The organism is Pseudoduganella sp. OTU4001 (genome assembly GCF_038440195.1).
GTDB lineage: Bacteria > Pseudomonadota > Gammaproteobacteria > Burkholderiales > Burkholderiaceae_D > Rugamonas.
In genome coordinates this window covers 1-14,778 of record NZ_JASATG010000031.1, presented here as the reverse complement: position 1 = coordinate 14,778, position 14,778 = coordinate 1, and the positions used below count along the sequence as shown (strand labels likewise).

The window sequence follows — 14,778 nt, the reverse complement described above, 5'->3', positions numbered from 1 at the left end:
ATGAGTATGGATATGGGAACCTGCGCGCCTGACACGATGCCGGTCGTGCGCGACCTGAAAGATTTCGACCAGCGTTCCGGCAGCCGCCTGGAACGCCTGGTGTTCAACAACCGGCTGGCGGTCGTGCTGCTGTGCGCCATCGCCACGGTGCTGCTGGCATGGCTGGCGGTCAGCCGCCTCGCGCTGAACGCCAGCTTCGAAAAGATGCTGCCGCAAAGCCAGCCTTACATCAAGCACTACCTCGAGAACAAGTCGGCGCTGCGCGGCCTGGGCAACTCGCTGCGCATCGTGGTCGAGAACCCGAAGGGCGACGTGTTCGACCCGCAGTACCTGGAAGTGCTGAAGCAGGCCAACGATGAACTGTTCCTGACGCCCGGCGTCGACCGCGCCTGGATGAAATCCCTGTGGAGCGCCAATGTGCGCTGGAACGAGGTGACGGAAGAGGGCTTCCAGGGCGGCCCCGTCATGCCGGACGCCTACGACGGCAGCCAGCAGTCGGTGGAACAGCTGCGCATCAATATCGCACGTTCCGGCGTGGTGGGCAGCCTGGTGGCCAACAACTTCAAGTCGGCCATGATCTTCGTGCCGCTGCTGGACAAGGATCCCGCCACCGGGCAGCCGATCGATTACAAGGCCTTGTCCGACACGCTCGAACAGAAGGTGCGCGCGCTGGAGAAGGGCAAATACCCGGTCAAGGTGCATATCGTCGGTTTCGCCAAGCTGGTGGGCGAGCTGCTGGACGGCATGCTGCAGGTGCTGATGTACTTCGGCGTCGCTGCCGCCGTGGCCACCGCCGTGATCTTCGCCTACACCCGCTGCGTGCGCAGTACCGCGCTGGTGGTGGCCTGCTCGATCGTGGCCGTGCTGTGGCAGCTTGGCCTGGTCGCCGCTTTCGGCTTCGAGCTCGATCCGTTTTCGATCCTGGTGCCGTTCCTGGTGTTCGCCATCGGCGTCTCGCACGGCGCGCAGAAGATGAACGGCATCATGCAGGACGTGGGACGCGGCACGCACCTGCTGGTGGCGGCGCGCTACACTTTCCGCCGCCTGTTCCTGGCCGGCCTGACCGCGCTCCTGGCCGACGCCGTCGGCTTTGCCGTGCTGATGATCATCGACATCCCTGTCATCCGCGACCTGGCCATGACCGCTTCGCTGGGCGTGGCCGTGCTGATCTTCACCAACCTGCTGCTGTTGCCGGTGCTGCTGTCCTATATCGGCGTGTCGCCGGCCGCCGCCGCGCGCACCATGCGCGAAGAGCGCGCCGAGTCGCACGGCCGTGGCCTGGGCGCCGCCTGGCAATGGCTGGACCGCTTCACCGAGCGCCGCTACGCCACCGCGGCGGTGCTGGTGGCCCTGGTGCTGGGCGTGGGCGGCGCCGCCCTGTCGCTGCGCCTGAAGATCGGCGACCTCGATCCCGGCGCGCCCGAACTGCGCAAGGAATCGCGCTACAACCGCGACAACGGCTACATCACCGCCAACTACTCGCTGTCGTCCGACCAGTTCGCGGTGATGGTGAAAACCCCGGCCGAAGGCTGCCTCAAATACGACACCCTGCTGGAAGCCGACCGCCTGGCCTGGCAACTGCAGCAGGTACCGGGCGTGCAGACCACCGTCTCGCTGGCCGACGCGGTGCGCCAGGTGACCGCCGGCAGCGCTGAGGGCAGCCCGAAATGGCTGACCATCTCGCGCAACCAGGACGTGCTCAATTACGGCGCCCAGCAAGCCTCCACCAACAATCCGGACCTGTTCAACAGCGAATGCTCGATGATGCCGGTGATCGCCTACCTGGCCGACCACAAGGCGGAAACCCTGGAACGCGTGGTGCAGGCCGCCGACGGCTTTGCGCGCGAACACAGCACGCCGGAGCGCCAGTTCCTGCTGGCCGCCGGCAGCGCCGGCATCGAAGCGGCCACCAATATCGTGGTAAAGGAATCCAACACGCGCATGCTGCTGTACGTGTACGCCGCCGTCGTCGCGCTGTGCTTCATCACCTTCCGCAGCTGGCGCGCGGTGCTGGTGGCCGTGCTGCCGCTGCTGCTCACCTCCATCCTGTGCGAAGCGCTGATGGTGGCGCTGGGCATGGGCGTCAAGGTCGCCACGCTGCCGGTGATTGCGCTGGGCGTGGGCATCGGCGTCGATTACGCGCTGTACCTGCTGTCGGTACAGCTGGCGCAGCAGCGCGCCGGCGCCTCGCTGGGCGACGCCTACCGCCACGCGGTGCAGTTCACCGGCAAGGTGGTCGGCCTGGTCGGCATCACGCTGGCGGCCGGCGTGGTGTGCTGGGCCTGGTCGCCAATCAAGTTCCAGGCCGATATGGGCATCCTGCTGACCTTCATGTTCACGCTGAACATGGTGGGCGCGCTGGTGCTGGTGCCGGCCTTGTCGCACTTCTTCCTGAAAAAAGCTTAAGGAGCTATCCCATGCTGGGTATGATGCAAGAACAGCAGCTGCTGATTTCCTCCCTGCTGGAGCACGCGCTGCGCAGCCATCCGCAGTCGGAAATCGTCTCGCGCACCTGCGAGGGCCCGATCCACCGCACCACCTACGGCGAAATGGGCCGCCGCGCCGCCCGGGTTGCCAATGCCCTGGCGCGCCTGGGCGTGATGCACGGCGAACGCGTCGCCACCCTGGCCTGGAACGGCTACCGCCATATGGAGCTGTATTTCGGCGTGTCCGGCATGGGCGCCGTGCTGCACACGATTAACCCGCGCCTGTTCCAGGAACAGATCGAGTACATCGTGCAGCATGCCAACGACCAGTACCTATTCTTCGATATCAGCTTCGCCCCGCTGGTGGCGCAGCTGGCGCCGAAACTGCCGGGCGTGAAAGCCTTCATCGCCATGACCGGCCGCGCCCACATGCCCGATGCGGACATCCCGCGCCTGCTGTGCTACGAAGAGCTGATCGCCGGCGAGCCGGAAAGCTACGCCTGGCCCAGGCTGGATGAAAACAGCGCCGCCTCGCTGTGCTACACCTCCGGCACCACCGGCAACCCGAAAGGCGTGCTGTATTCGCACCGCTCCTCGGTGCTGCACTCCTGGTCCGCCTGCACCGAGGATGGCCTGGGCCTGTCCTCCGGCGACTCGGCCCTGCTGGTGGTGCCGATGTTCCATGTGAATGCCTGGGGCATGCCGTATGCCGGCGCCATGAGCGGCGCCAAGCTGGTGCTGCCTGGTCCCGCGCTGGATGGCAAGAGCGTGTATGAGCTGATGCGCGACGAACAGGTCACCATGGCGCTGGGCGTGCCCACCGTGTGGCTGATGCTGTTCCGCCACGTGGAGTCGGCCAGCCTCGATCCGCGCGCCCAGCTCTGCCTGCGACGCGTGGTGATCGGCGGTTCGGCGGCGCCGGCCTCCATGATCGAAACCTTCCAGCAGCAGTTCGGCGCCACCGTGCTGCATGCCTGGGGCATGACCGAGATGTCGCCGCTGGGCACGATCTGCCGCCTGCTGCCTAAACACGCAGCGCTGGCGCCGGCCGAGCGCCTGAAGATCATGACCAAGCAGGGCCGCGCCGTGTTCGGCGTCGCCATGAAGATCACCGACGACGAGGGCAAGGAGCTGCCGCGCGACGGCAAGGCCTTCGGCCACCTGCTGGTGCGCGGCCCGTGGATCGCGGCCGGCTATTTCAAGGGCGAGGGCGGCGATATCCTGGACCAGGATGGCTGGTTCGATACCGGCGACGTCGCCACCATCGATGAAGACGGCTACATGCACATCACCGACCGGGCCAAGGACGTGATCAAGTCCGGCGGCGAGTGGATTTCCTCGATCGACCTGGAAAACGCCGCCGTCGGCCACCCATCCGTGGCGGAAGCGGCGGTGATCGGCGTGGCCCATCCGAAGTGGCAGGAACGCCCGCTGCTGATCGTGGTGCGCAAGGCCGACCAGGAACTGGAACGCGGCGCCATGCTGGCCTACCTGGAACAGAAGGTGGCCAAATGGTGGCTGCCGGACGACGTGGTGTTCGTCGACGAACTGCCGCACACGGCCACAGGCAAGCTGCAGAAGATGAAGCTGCGCGAGCAGTTCCGCAACTATTCCTTCCCGGTGTAAGCCATGCAAAGCATCCGCGAGAAGTTGCACGCACTGGCGCTCCAGCTGGCGCGCCTGAAGATCGGCCAGCGCCTGGGCCTGGGTTTCGGCCTGGTGCTGATCCTGCTGGCCGCCATCATGGCGGTGGCCCTGCTCACCATGGGCGGCATGCAGGGGCGCACCGACGCCATCCTGCAGCAGCAGTACCGCAAGGTGGCGCTGGCCAACGAGGTCAAATACAACGTCGCCGTCATCCACCAGCTGCTGCGCAGCGCCATCATCGCCGCCGAATACCAGGGCGAGGCGGCGGTGGCGCGCCAGATCGCGCCGGTGCGCGCCAGGAACCAGGCCTTGCTCAAGCAGCTGTCCGATGGCGAGCAGGACGACAAGGTGCGCGCCCGGCTGGCCGATATCGCCAAGGCCAGCGCGGTGGACGAAGCGAGCCAGAAGGAAATGTTCGAACTGCTGACGGCCGGCCAGCTGACCGAGGCGCGCAGCATGCTGAACGCCACCATCCGCCTGTCCGAGCAGGAGTACGTGAAGGCGCTGGTGGACATGGTGGCGGCGCAGGCCGCCAGCATGGAGCAGCAATCGCAGTTGTCGGCCGAAGCCTATCTGGGCGCGCGCCGCAACATCCTGGCGCTGGGCAGCGCCGCCATGCTGGTGGGCGCGGCGGCTGCCGCCTTCATCGTGCGCGGCCTGCTGCACCAGCTGGGCGGACAGCCTGCCTACGCCAGCAGCATCACCAGCCGCATTGCCGACGGCGACCTGGCGGTGGAAATCCGCAGCGACTACGCCGGCGAGGACAGCCTGCTGGCCTCGATCGGCGCCATGCGCGACAAGCTGGCCGCGCTGGTGGGCCAGGTGCGGTACGGGGCCGACAGCATGGCCACCAGCTCCGCCGAAATCGCGCGCGGCAACCTGGACCTGTCCGCGCGCACCGAGCACCAGGCCAGCGCGCTGGAACAAACCGCCTCCTCGATGGAAGAGCTTACCGGCGCCGTGCAGCAGAACGCCGGCAACGCGCGCCGCGCCAACCAGATGGCGCAGGAGGCGGCCGCGGTGGCGGGCAAGGGCGGCAGCGTGGTGGCCGAGGTGGTGCAGACCATGCAGGCCATCAGCCATTCCTCGGGCAAGATCGCCGACATCATCGGCGTGATCGACAGCATCGCCTTCCAGACCAACATCCTGGCCCTGAACGCCGCGGTGGAAGCGGCGCGCGCCGGCGAGCAGGGGCGCGGCTTTGCCGTGGTGGCGTCCGAGGTGCGCGCACTGGCCGGCCGCAGCGCCAGCGCGGCGCAGGAAATCAAGGGCCTGATCGAAGGCTCCAGCCGCCAGGTCGAACGCGGCGGGGAGCTGGTGGGCCAGGCCGGCCGCACCATGGACGAAGTGGTGGCCAGCGTGCAGCGCATGGCCGGGGTGATGGGCGAGATCCTGGCGGCCAGCGATGAGCAGAGTAGCGGCATCGCCCAGGTCAACCGCGCCATTTCAGAAATGGATGAAGTGACCCAGCGCAATGCCGCGCTGGTGGAACAGGCGGCCGCCGCCGCCGGCGCCATGCAGGACCAGGCCGCACAGCTGGCGGCGGTGGTCAGCCAGTTCCGCCTGGCGGGCAGGGGGCTGGCCCTGGCCTGATAAAAGGTTGCAGGTGGCCACGGATTGGGTATGATCGTTCCAGGCAGATAACGCGTGGAAAATGTTCGGCACAATCCTTAAGCAACTGTGGGCAGGCATGGTACTGGCGGCATGGGCGGCGTCGGTGGCGCTGGCTGCGCCGGCCGCGTCCGCGCCGCTGCGGGTCAGCCAGGCCCACGTGCTGTTGCTGAATTCATACGGCCCGGGACGGCCCGGCTTTGACGCCATCACCGAAGCGTTTATCCAGCGCCTGCGCGCCAGCGGCGTGCCACTCGAGCAGATCCATGTCGAATACCTGCACCTTAACCAGCCCAATGCCGAGCGCGCCGCGCCGGCCCGGCGCGATATGCTGCTGGCCCAGTACGGCGGGCAGCGTCTGGACCTGGTGGTGACGCTGCAGCAGCCGGCGTTGAATTTTGCCCTGCATGAACTGGCGCCGCTGGCGCCGGAAACGCCCTTGCTGGCCGATAGCGCCGCCTCCACGGTGCAGCTGGCGGGCAGCCGGCGCGGCATCTTCCAGTACGCCATCGTGCCCGACGTCGGCGCCACCATGCGCCAGATCATGCAGCTGCTGCCGCGCACGCGGCGGGTGGTGGTGACGGGCGGCGTGTCGGAGGCCGACCGCGCTTTCCAGCGCCAGGCCGAAGTGGAGCTGGCGCCCTGGCTGCGCTCGGTGCAGGTGGAGTTCCTGCAAAACATGAGCTGGCCCGAACAGTTGCGCTACATCAACAACCTGACGCCGGACACGGTCGTCCTGTCCGGCATTTTCAACCGCGACCGCGACGGCATGACCCTGCCCACCATCGATGCCACGCGCGACGTGATGCGCGAAGCCAATGTGCCGGTCTTCGTGCTGTTCGACTCCGTGGTGGGGGAAGGTGCAGTGGGCGGCGCCGTGCGCGGCTTGCGCCAGTCCGGCGTGGAGCTGGCCGACCACGCGCTGGCCATCCTGCAGGGACGGCGCGGCACGCCCGGCAGCCTGACCCGGATCGAGGCCGGGCCGGTGCTGGCCCTGTACGACTGGCGCGCCCTGGAGCGCTGGAATATCGACCCCGCGCCCTTGCAGGGCGCCACTTTCGTCAACCGGCCGCCCACGCTGTGGCAGGCGTACCGCACGCCGGTGCTGTGGGCGGCCGCCGTCTTCCTGCTGCTGGCGGCCTTCCTGGCGGTGCTGCTGGTGCAGCGGCGCCGCCTGGTGCGCGCCGAGCTGGCCAGCCGCGACAGCAAGGAGCGTTTCCGCGCCCTGGTGGAGTACGCGCCGGAAGCGATCCTGGTACTCGATATCGACCAGGGCCGCTTTGTCGATGCCAACGGCGAGGCCGAGCAGCTGTTCGGGTTTACCCGCGCCCAGCTGCTGGCCATGCACCCGAGCGCCCTCTATCCGCAGGCCCAGTTCGGCACGGCCAATCCCGAACAGGCGGTACGTAGCAATTCCGAACGGGCCTGGGGCGGCGAGCAACTGGTGTTCGAACGCACGGTGCGCCGCGCCGATGGCAGCACCTTCCCGGCCGAAGTCAAGCTGCGCCGCCTGCCGGCCAGCGGCAGGCGCTGGCTGCGCTGCAGCTATGAAGACATCAGCGCCCGCAAGCAGGCCGAGGCCGAGCTGCTGGCGCACCGCAACCGGCTGGAAGAACTGGTGCAGCAGCGCACCGCCGCGCTGTCGGACGCGGTGGCCGAAGCCAAGGCCGCCAACCAGGCCAAGAGCGTGTTCCTGGCCAATATGAGCCACGAGCTGCGCACGCCGCTGAACGCAGTGATCGGCTTTGCCGGCATGCTGGCCGAGTCGGCCAGCATGTTCGAGGGCGAACGGCGCCACCTGGCCATCATCCAGCGCTCCGGCCAGCACCTGCTGGGGCTGATCAACGATATCCTTGAACTGTCGCGCATCGAGACCGGGCGCGCCCAGCTGGCGCTGGAGCCGTTGGCGCTGGAACCGCTGCTGCACGAGGTGATGGAAATGGTGCGCCTGCGCACGGAGCGCAGGGGCGTCACCCTGGCGCTCGATTGCAGCCCGTTGCCGGCCGCGGTGCTGGCCGACGGTGCCCGCCTGCGCCAGGTGCTGCTGAATTTGCTGTCCAACGCCGCCAAGTTCGTGCAGCAGGGCGGCATCACGCTGCAGGTCGCTGCCGAGCCGGCCGCGCCCGGCCAATGGCGCCTGGCCTTTGCCGTGCGCGACACCGGCATCGGCATCGCGGCGGCCGACCAGGTGCGCATTTTCGAGCCGTTCGAGCAGACCCGCCAGGGCAGCAAGCGCGGCGGCACCGGGCTGGGGCTGGGCATCAGCCGCGAGTTCGTACGCCTGATGGGCGGCGAGCTGCGCCTGCGCTCCGAACTGGGGGCCGGCGCCGAATTCAGTTTTGCGATCGAAGTCGAGGAAAGCGCGCAGGCCCCGCTGCCGGCCGCCGGCCAAAGCGTGGTGATCGGCCTGCCGCCCGGCGAGCAGGGGCGGCGCATCCTGGTGGTCGATGACGACGCCGACAGCCGCGAACTGCTGCGCAGCATGCTGGCGCCGCTCGGCTTCCATTTGCTGGAGGCGGCCGACGGCAATGCCGCCATGCCGCTGCTGGCCAGCGGCGCCGCGGAGCTGGTGCTGATGGACTGGCATATGCCGGGCCTGGACGGCCTGGCCGTCACGCGCTGGCTGCGGTCGCAGGACACACTGGCCCAGCCGCGCGTGCTGGTGCTGACGGCGTCCGCCTTCGAAGAGGAAAAACAGGAAGCGCTGGCCACCGGCGCCGACGCCTTCCTGCGCAAGCCGGTGCAGTCGGAGCAGCTGTATGCGCTGCTGGCGCAACTGCTGGACCTGCACTTCGTGCGCCGCGGCGGCGTGCCGGCCGCCGGCGCAGCGCAGCCGGATGCGGCCGGCGCTGCGGCGGCGCTGGCCCCGGCCGAACTGGCCAGCCTGCCGGCCGATTTGCTGCGCACCCTCGGCGGCGCGGTGCGCGACCTCGATATGCAGCAAGTCGACCAGCTGCTGCGCCGCATCGACAGCCTGGACGCCGGCCAGGGCCAGCGCCTGCGCGCCATGCTGGAACGGCACCAGTTCCAGCAGCTGTGGGAATTGCTGAATAGCGCCGTGGATATGAAAGGAACTGCCGCATGAACGGCATGGGGGAAATCCTGGTGGTGGAAGATACGCCGGCCTCGCTCAAGCTCCTGAGCGACCTGCTGGGCAATGCCGGCTACCTGGTGCGCCAGGCGCCGGACGGCGAGCTGGCCTTGTGGAGCGCCAGCGCGCGCCCGCCCGAGCTGGTGCTGCTGGACGTGAATATGCCGGGCATCGACGGCTTCGAAGTGTGCCGCCGGCTGAAGGCCGACCCGGCGCTGTGCGATATCCCGGTGATCTTCCTGTCGGCGCAATACGAGATGGACGACAAGGTGCGCGGCTTCCAGTGCGGCGCGGTGGACTTTATCGCCAAGCCCTACCAGACCGAGGAAGTGCTGGCGCGGGCCCAGGCCCATATCCGCCTGGCGCGCACCCAGAAGGCGCTCAAGGAAACGCTGGAGGAATTGCGCAGCGCGCGCGCCGAAGTGGCGCGCAACGAACGCATGGCGGCGTTAGGCGCGCTGGTGGCCGGGGTGGCGCACGAACTCAATACGCCGCTTGGCAACAGCGTGCTGCTGGCCAGTACCCTGGAAGACCGCGCGCGCGCCTTCGGCAGCCAGATCGGGGAGGGCGTGCGCCGCTCCGACCTGGAAACCTTCGCCGCCGACACGGCCAAGGCGGCCGGCCTGCTGCTGCGCAGCCTGTACAAAACTTCCGAGCTGGTGGAAAGCTTCAAGCAGGTGGCGGTGGACCAGTCCCAGGAGCGGCGCACCCGCTTCGAACTGGGCCAGCTGGTGACGCAGGCGCTGCAGCCGATGAAGGCCAGCCTGGCCGAGCAGGGCATCGACCTGGAAGTGGAACTGCCGCCGGCGCTGGAGATGGACAGCTACGCGCGCGCCGTCGCCCACATCCTGCAGCAGCTGGTGCGCAACGCCCAGGTGCACGCGTTCGGCGAGATCGGCAGCGCCGGCGGCGTGCTGCGCGTGCATGCCGCGCAGCTGGATGGGGAACAGGTGCGCATCGAGGTGCACGACAACGGCTGCGGCATCGCGCCCGATACGCAGCAGCGCATCTTCGATCCCTTCTTCACCACCCGCATGGGCACCGGCACCGGCGGCCTGGGCCTGCACGTGGTGCACAACCTGTTAAGCCATGTGCTGGGCGGCCAGGTTTCGGTCGATTCCAAGCCGGGCGCCACCTGTTTCTGCATAACGCTGCCATTGACTGCGCCGGCGCTTTCGCCGTAAGGTACACTCCCGGAACCGTTACCAACCCCAGCTCCGGGAGCCCCATGAAACAGATTGTCGCAGCACTCGCCATCGCAGCAGCCTTCAGTTCCCCATCCTTCGCAGCGGCCAAGCCCACCGGCAGCGCCGACGCGCGCTTCGCCGCCATCCACCAGGCGGAATGGAAATGGCGCCTGCAGCAGCGCCTGGAAGACGATGAGGACGATGTGCGCGGCGTCGACAGCCAGCTGCCGCGCGTCGGCCCGGCGGTGCAGATGGAGCGCCAGAAGCGCTGGGAAGATACGCTGCGCCAACTCGCAAGCATCAAGCCCGAACAGCTTTCGTCCAGGGAGCGCATCAACTACCTGGTGTACCGCGCGCAGATCACTTCGCTGCTCGACAACCAGCGTTTCCGCGAATACGAAAAACCGCTCAACGCCGATTCCTCGTTCTGGTCCAACCTGGCCGGCGAGGCGCGCAAGACCTTCCGCACGGCGGAAGACTACCGCCATTACGTGGCGCAGCTGAACGACGTGCCGCGCTACTTCGAGGAAGAGATCATCAATATGCGGGCCGGCCTGGCGCGCGGCTTCACCCCGCCCAAGGTGACGCTGGAGGGGCGCGACAAATCGATCAGCGCCGTCAGCGAGGCCAAGCCGGAAGAGGTGGTGTTCTTCAAGCCCTTCAAGCAGATGCCGGCCGTGATCCCGGCCGCCGAACAGGAAGCGCTGCGCGCCGCCGCGCTGGCCGCGATCCGCGACAAGGTGATCCCGGCCCACGCCGCGCTGCTGAAGTTCATGCGCGACGAATACATCCCGCAAGCCAAGGTGGAACTGGCGGCGGAAAGCTACCCGGACGGCAAAGCGTATTACCAGTCCAAGATTCTTGAATACACGACCACCAGCCTGAGCGCCGAACAGATCCACCAGACCGGCCTGCAGGAAATGGCCAAGATCCGCGCCGAGATGCACGAGATCATGAAGCAGGTCAAATTCGAAGGCGACCTGCCGGCCTTCCTGAAGTTCCTGCGCAGCGACCCGCAGTTCTACGCCAAGACGCCGGAAGAACTGCTGATGCGCGCGGCCTGGGTCGCCAAGAAGTTCGACGGCAAGGTCGGCGAATACTTCGGCCGCCTGCCGCGCAGCCGCTTCGCCATCATCCCGGTGGCGCCGGAGATCGCGCCGTTCTACACCTCCGGGCGCGGCGGTCCCGGCGGCTACTGGGTCAACACCTACAACCTGCCGGCGCGCCCGCTGTACTCGCTGCCGGCGCTGACCCTGCATGAATCGGCGCCCGGCCACGCCTTCCAGATGCCGCTGGCGCTGGAGCAGAAGGGCCGGCCGCCGTTCCGCAACGCGTATATTTCGGCGTACGGCGAGGGCTGGGCGCTGTACTCGGAACGCCTGGGCACCGAGATGGGCATCTACGAAACCCCGTACGAAATCTTCGGCATGCTCAGTTACCAGGCCTGGCGCGCTTCGCGCCTGGTGGTCGATACCGGCATCCACGCCAAGGGCTGGACCCGCGAGCGGGCGCAGCAGTACCTGATGGACAACACCGCGCTGTCCGCGCATGAGGTGATGACGGAGGTGGACCGCTATATCTCCTGGCCGGGCCAGGCGCTGTCCTACTACCTGGGCGAGATGGCCATCTTCGAAGCGCGCGCCAAGGCGGAAAAGGCATTGGGCGGCAAGTTCGACATCCGCGCCTTCCACGACACCATCCTGGAACTGGGGTCGGTGCCGCTGCCGGTGCTGCATGCGCGCATCGACGATTTCATCGCCAGCGGCGGCAAGAGCCCCTATCCGAAGGAGTAAGCTGCACCGGCTTGGTGCAACGCCTTATGCTGGTGCGAAAAAAGTGGGAGAATCACCTTGAAATACTGGCACGAGATTTGCAGATAGAGTCGTATGACTGATCGCACCACGCTAACCGTTACGAACCAGGGGAACCGTCCTATCCAGGTCGGCTCCCATTTCCATTTTTTTGAAGTCGATTCGGCGCTGCAGTTCGAGCGCTGGAAGGCGTATGGCATGCGGCTCGATATCGCGCCGGGGACGGCGCTGCGCTTCGAGCCGGGCAAGGCGCACACCGTGACCCTGGTGCGCCTGGAGGGCGATGCGGAAGTGGCCGGCTTCAGCGCTGGCGCAAGACGATAGGGGCCATCAGCTCCGGGTGTTTGCCGAGGTGGCCTTCGAAACCGGCGCGGATGGCTGCCATATCCTGTTCCTCGTCGCCGGTCAGCCACACGTGCTCGGTCAGGCCCAGCGTCTTGTTCGGGTAGTCGATATACACCAGCACCAGCGGCACCTTGGCCGCCATGGCCAGCTGGTAGAAGCCGCTTTTCCAGTAAGGCTTGTAGCCGCGCGTACCTTCCGGCGTGATGCCGACCCAGTACCAGTCTTCCTTCATCATCGCATCGGCCTGGGCCTGGATCAGGCCTTGCGGCGCGCTGCGGTCGACCGGGGCGCCGCCCAGGTAATAGAACCAGCGGCCCAGCAGCGGGATCTTGAACAGGGTGTGCTTGGCCAGCCAGCGGAAGGGCAGGTTGAGCGCCCATTTGCCGAACACGCCGATCAGGAAGTCCCAGTTCGAGGTGTGCGGGTACACCACCGCGATGCCGCGCGGCGCCGGCAGCGGCTTGAACTTCATTTGCCAGCCGAAAGCGCCCAGGACGCGTAAAGCCAGGCGCTGCTTAAGTGTTGGCAGGTTGTTCGCCTCTAGCTTATATTGATCCATGCTCTTCCCATTGTTTTATTGTCACCATTAACTGTTAGTTATTTACGGTAACCAAAGTTGGTGCTGAAAAATTGTGCGGCAGTATTCTATCGCGCGTTTCGGCGCAGTCGCAAGGTGAAATTATGTCAAGGCAAGTGTTGTGCATCACGGGGCCTCCCCACGCACTGCCGGGCGATTTGCATGCCGCTGTCAGTGCATTCGAGGTCTGCCATGCCCCCGGCCTGGCGGCGGCCGCCAGCGCCATGCAGGGCCAGCACTTCCCGGTGGGCCTGCTGGTGCTGGACGACTGGCGTGAACCGCTGGGCGAGCTGGACCACTTCCTGCGCCGCCACAGCCGGCCGCGCTGGGTGGCGCTGTTCCGGCCGCAAGCCCTGGAACAGGCGCCGTTCCGCCAGCTGGTGCACGACCATTGCGTCGATTTCCACACCTGGCCGCTGGATGCCGCGCGCCTCAGCCATACGCTGGGCCATGCACTGGGCTTGGCGGCGCTCGGCCACCGCCCCCCAACCGCCGAGGCGTGCCAGGGCTTGCGGCTGACCGGCCATAGCCCGGCCATTACCTTGCTGCGCCAGCAGATACTGAAGGTTGCCGGGGCCGATGCGCCGGTGCTGATCTGGGGTGAGAGCGGGACCGGCAAGGAACTTGTGGCGCGCGCGATACACGAGCATTCGGGGCGCGCCGATGGCCCCTTCGTGCCGATCAATTGCGGCGCGATCCCGGCCTCGCTGGTGCAGTCCGAACTGTTCGGCTACGAGAAGGGTGCGTTCACCGGCGCCGGCGCCGGCAAGACCGGCTTGATCGAGTCGGCCAGCGGCGGCTCGATTTTCCTGGACGAGATCGGCGACCTGCCGCTCGAGCTGCAAGCCAACCTGCTGCGCTTCCTGCAGGAAAAGACCATCTACCGCGTGGGCGGCACGCGCAGCGTACCGGTCGATGCGCGCGTGATCGCGGCCTCGCACGTCAAGCTGGCCGACGCCGTCGAGCGCGGGCATTTCCGCGAAGACTTGTTCTACCGCCTCAATGTGCTGACCCTGCAGGTACCGGCGCTGCGCGAGCGGCGCGACGATATTGCATCGCTGGCCGACGAAGTCTTCCACAGTTTTGCCACCGAACGCGCGCGCGGCGTGCGCGGCTTCAGCAGCAGCGCCTTGCGCGCCATGCGCAGCCACGACTGGCCCGGCAATGTGCGCGAGCTGCTGAACCGGGTGCGGCGCGCCGCCGTCATGGCCGATGGCGCCCTGATCCAGCCGCACGATCTGGAGCTCGACGCGCCGGGCACGTCCGCCGTGGCAGCGGGCGAAGCGCTGGACAGCGCACGCGAACGCGCCGAACGGACGGCGCTGCAAAGCAGGCTTGATGCCGGCCTCAGCATCACGGCGATTGCGCGCGAACTCGGCGTCTCACGCATGACCTTGTACCGCCTGATGGCCAAGCACGGCATCCGGCGTGTCACACGGATGTGACACCGCCTTCCTCCCCCGTGGTTCCCTCTGGCGGCCGGGCCTGCGGCGCTACGGCCGCGTCACATCGCTGTGACATTGGCGCCCGCCGCTAGCACTGTGCCAGCCGTGCCTGTCGGCCAAATCCGAGCGATATCAATGGTTTAGCCGGGGTGGCATCAAGCTTGCGATAAGGGTTCAGGCCCCAGGTTTGTGGGCTTCGAATAACACGACATCAGAGTGAGGACGAGATGAAGAAAACTTTGCTAGCAACAGCCATCGCTTTGGCGATGGGCGCTGCCATGGCCCAGGAAACGCTGCCGACCAACAGCCAGACCGGACCGGGTGCGCAAGCCAATGACACATCGAGCGCCAACCAGGAAAGCAACTCCAACCGCAACAACGACAACAGCCAGGCCAATGCCAACAACAACAGCACCGGCGCGGCGGCAGCCAGCGCGGCAGGTGCGGCGGCCGCCAACAACGGTGCTACCGCCACGTCGTCGATGACCAATGCCTTCAACAGTTCCTCCGCCACGGCAACCAGCACGCTGACCGGCACGGTCAGTAACAACACCATCAACAATATCGGCAATGTCGCCAGCAATGGCGGCAACGCCAATGGCGGTGCCGGTGCGGCCGGTACGGCGGGCGGCGCCACG

At 67.1% G+C, this 14,778-nt stretch carries 9 protein-coding genes and 1 pseudogene; 9 read left to right on the top strand and 1 reads right to left on the bottom strand.

Features of this window, described 5'->3' with window-relative positions:
- Nucleotides 1-6 precede the first annotated feature (6 nt).
- The 7 genes from AAHE99_RS21540 (at nucleotide 7) to ureB (ending at nucleotide 12,097) form a co-directional block, all read left to right on the top strand.
- Nucleotides 7-2,406 (top strand): efflux RND transporter permease subunit, encoded by a 2,400-nt coding sequence (locus AAHE99_RS21540; protein ID WP_342119409.1) that lies wholly within the window; start codon nucleotides 7-9, stop codon nucleotides 2,404-2,406.
- An 11-nt stretch (nucleotides 2,407-2,417) separates the two neighbouring features.
- Complete coding sequence (locus AAHE99_RS21535; RefSeq protein ID WP_342119408.1) at nucleotides 2,418-4,052, top strand: 3-(methylthio)propionyl-CoA ligase; 1,635 nt, start codon at nucleotides 2,418-2,420, stop codon at nucleotides 4,050-4,052.
- Nucleotides 4,053-4,055: 3 nt separating this feature from the next.
- Nucleotides 4,056-5,666 (top strand): methyl-accepting chemotaxis protein, encoded by a 1,611-nt coding sequence (locus AAHE99_RS21530; RefSeq protein WP_342119407.1) that lies wholly within the window; start codon nucleotides 4,056-4,058, stop codon nucleotides 5,664-5,666.
- Nucleotides 5,667-5,727: 61 nt separating this feature from the next.
- The gene (locus tag AAHE99_RS21525) at nucleotides 5,728-8,769 is read left to right on the top strand and encodes an ATP-binding protein (RefSeq protein ID WP_342119406.1); all 3,042 of its coding nucleotides are present in this window, start codon (nucleotides 5,728-5,730) and stop codon (nucleotides 8,767-8,769) included.
- Nucleotides 8,766-9,959, top strand: coding sequence for a hybrid sensor histidine kinase/response regulator (locus AAHE99_RS21520; RefSeq protein ID WP_342119405.1), 1,194 nt, complete (start codon nucleotides 8,766-8,768; stop codon nucleotides 9,957-9,959). Before AAHE99_RS21525 ends, AAHE99_RS21520 begins: the two co-directional genes overlap by 4 nt.
- Before the next feature lie 44 nt (nucleotides 9,960-10,003).
- Nucleotides 10,004-11,755, top strand: a complete 1,752-nt coding sequence (locus tag AAHE99_RS21515; RefSeq protein ID WP_342119404.1) for a DUF885 domain-containing protein — start codon at nucleotides 10,004-10,006, stop codon at nucleotides 11,753-11,755.
- 93 nt (nucleotides 11,756-11,848) lie between these two features.
- Nucleotides 11,849-12,097 carry an urease subunit beta gene (ureB, locus tag AAHE99_RS21510; protein WP_342119403.1) on the top strand — a complete coding sequence of 83 codons (249 nt, stop codon included), beginning with the start codon at nucleotides 11,849-11,851 and terminating at the stop codon, nucleotides 12,095-12,097.
- Here the strand turns inward: ureB and AAHE99_RS21505 are convergent.
- The gene (locus tag AAHE99_RS21505; RefSeq protein WP_342119402.1) at nucleotides 12,075-12,677 is read right to left on the bottom strand and encodes a 1-acyl-sn-glycerol-3-phosphate acyltransferase; all 603 of its coding nucleotides are present in this window, start codon (nucleotides 12,675-12,677) and stop codon (nucleotides 12,075-12,077) included. The genes ureB and AAHE99_RS21505 overlap by 23 nt on opposite strands.
- 122 nt (nucleotides 12,678-12,799) lie before the next feature.
- On the opposite strand from AAHE99_RS21505, the gene AAHE99_RS21500 reads away from it, so the two are divergent.
- Both AAHE99_RS21500 and AAHE99_RS21495 read left to right on the top strand, forming a co-directional pair.
- Nucleotides 12,800-14,140: a sigma-54 dependent transcriptional regulator gene (locus AAHE99_RS21500; protein ID WP_342119401.1), complete on the top strand. Its 1,341-nt coding sequence runs from the start codon at nucleotides 12,800-12,802 to the stop codon at nucleotides 14,138-14,140.
- A gap of 227 nt (nucleotides 14,141-14,367) precedes the next feature.
- Nucleotides 14,368-14,778, top strand: a pseudogene (locus tag AAHE99_RS21495) (hypothetical protein); the annotation flags it as partial.

Bases quoted from the DNA above. Each gene is read 5' to 3' on its own strand.
- AAHE99_RS21515 (WP_342119404.1), top strand. From the start codon at position 10,004: ATGAAACAGATTGTCGCAGCACTCGCCATCGCAGCAGCCTTCAGTTCC.
- AAHE99_RS21530 (WP_342119407.1), top strand. From the start codon at position 4,056: ATGCAAAGCATCCGCGAGAAGTTGCACGCACTGGCGCTCCAGCTGGCG.
- ureB (WP_342119403.1), top strand. From the start codon at position 11,849: ATGACTGATCGCACCACGCTAACCGTTACGAACCAGGGGAACCGTCCT.
- AAHE99_RS21540 (WP_342119409.1), top strand. From the start codon at position 7: ATGGATATGGGAACCTGCGCGCCTGACACGATGCCGGTCGTGCGCGAC.
- AAHE99_RS21535 (WP_342119408.1), top strand. From the start codon at position 2,418: ATGCTGGGTATGATGCAAGAACAGCAGCTGCTGATTTCCTCCCTGCTG.
- AAHE99_RS21525 (WP_342119406.1), top strand. From the start codon at position 5,728: ATGTTCGGCACAATCCTTAAGCAACTGTGGGCAGGCATGGTACTGGCG.
- AAHE99_RS21500 (WP_342119401.1), top strand. From the start codon at position 12,800: ATGTCAAGGCAAGTGTTGTGCATCACGGGGCCTCCCCACGCACTGCCG.
- AAHE99_RS21505 (WP_342119402.1), bottom strand. From the start codon at position 12,677: ATGGATCAATATAAGCTAGAGGCGAACAACCTGCCAACACTTAAGCAG.
- AAHE99_RS21520 (WP_342119405.1), top strand. From the start codon at position 8,766: ATGAACGGCATGGGGGAAATCCTGGTGGTGGAAGATACGCCGGCCTCG.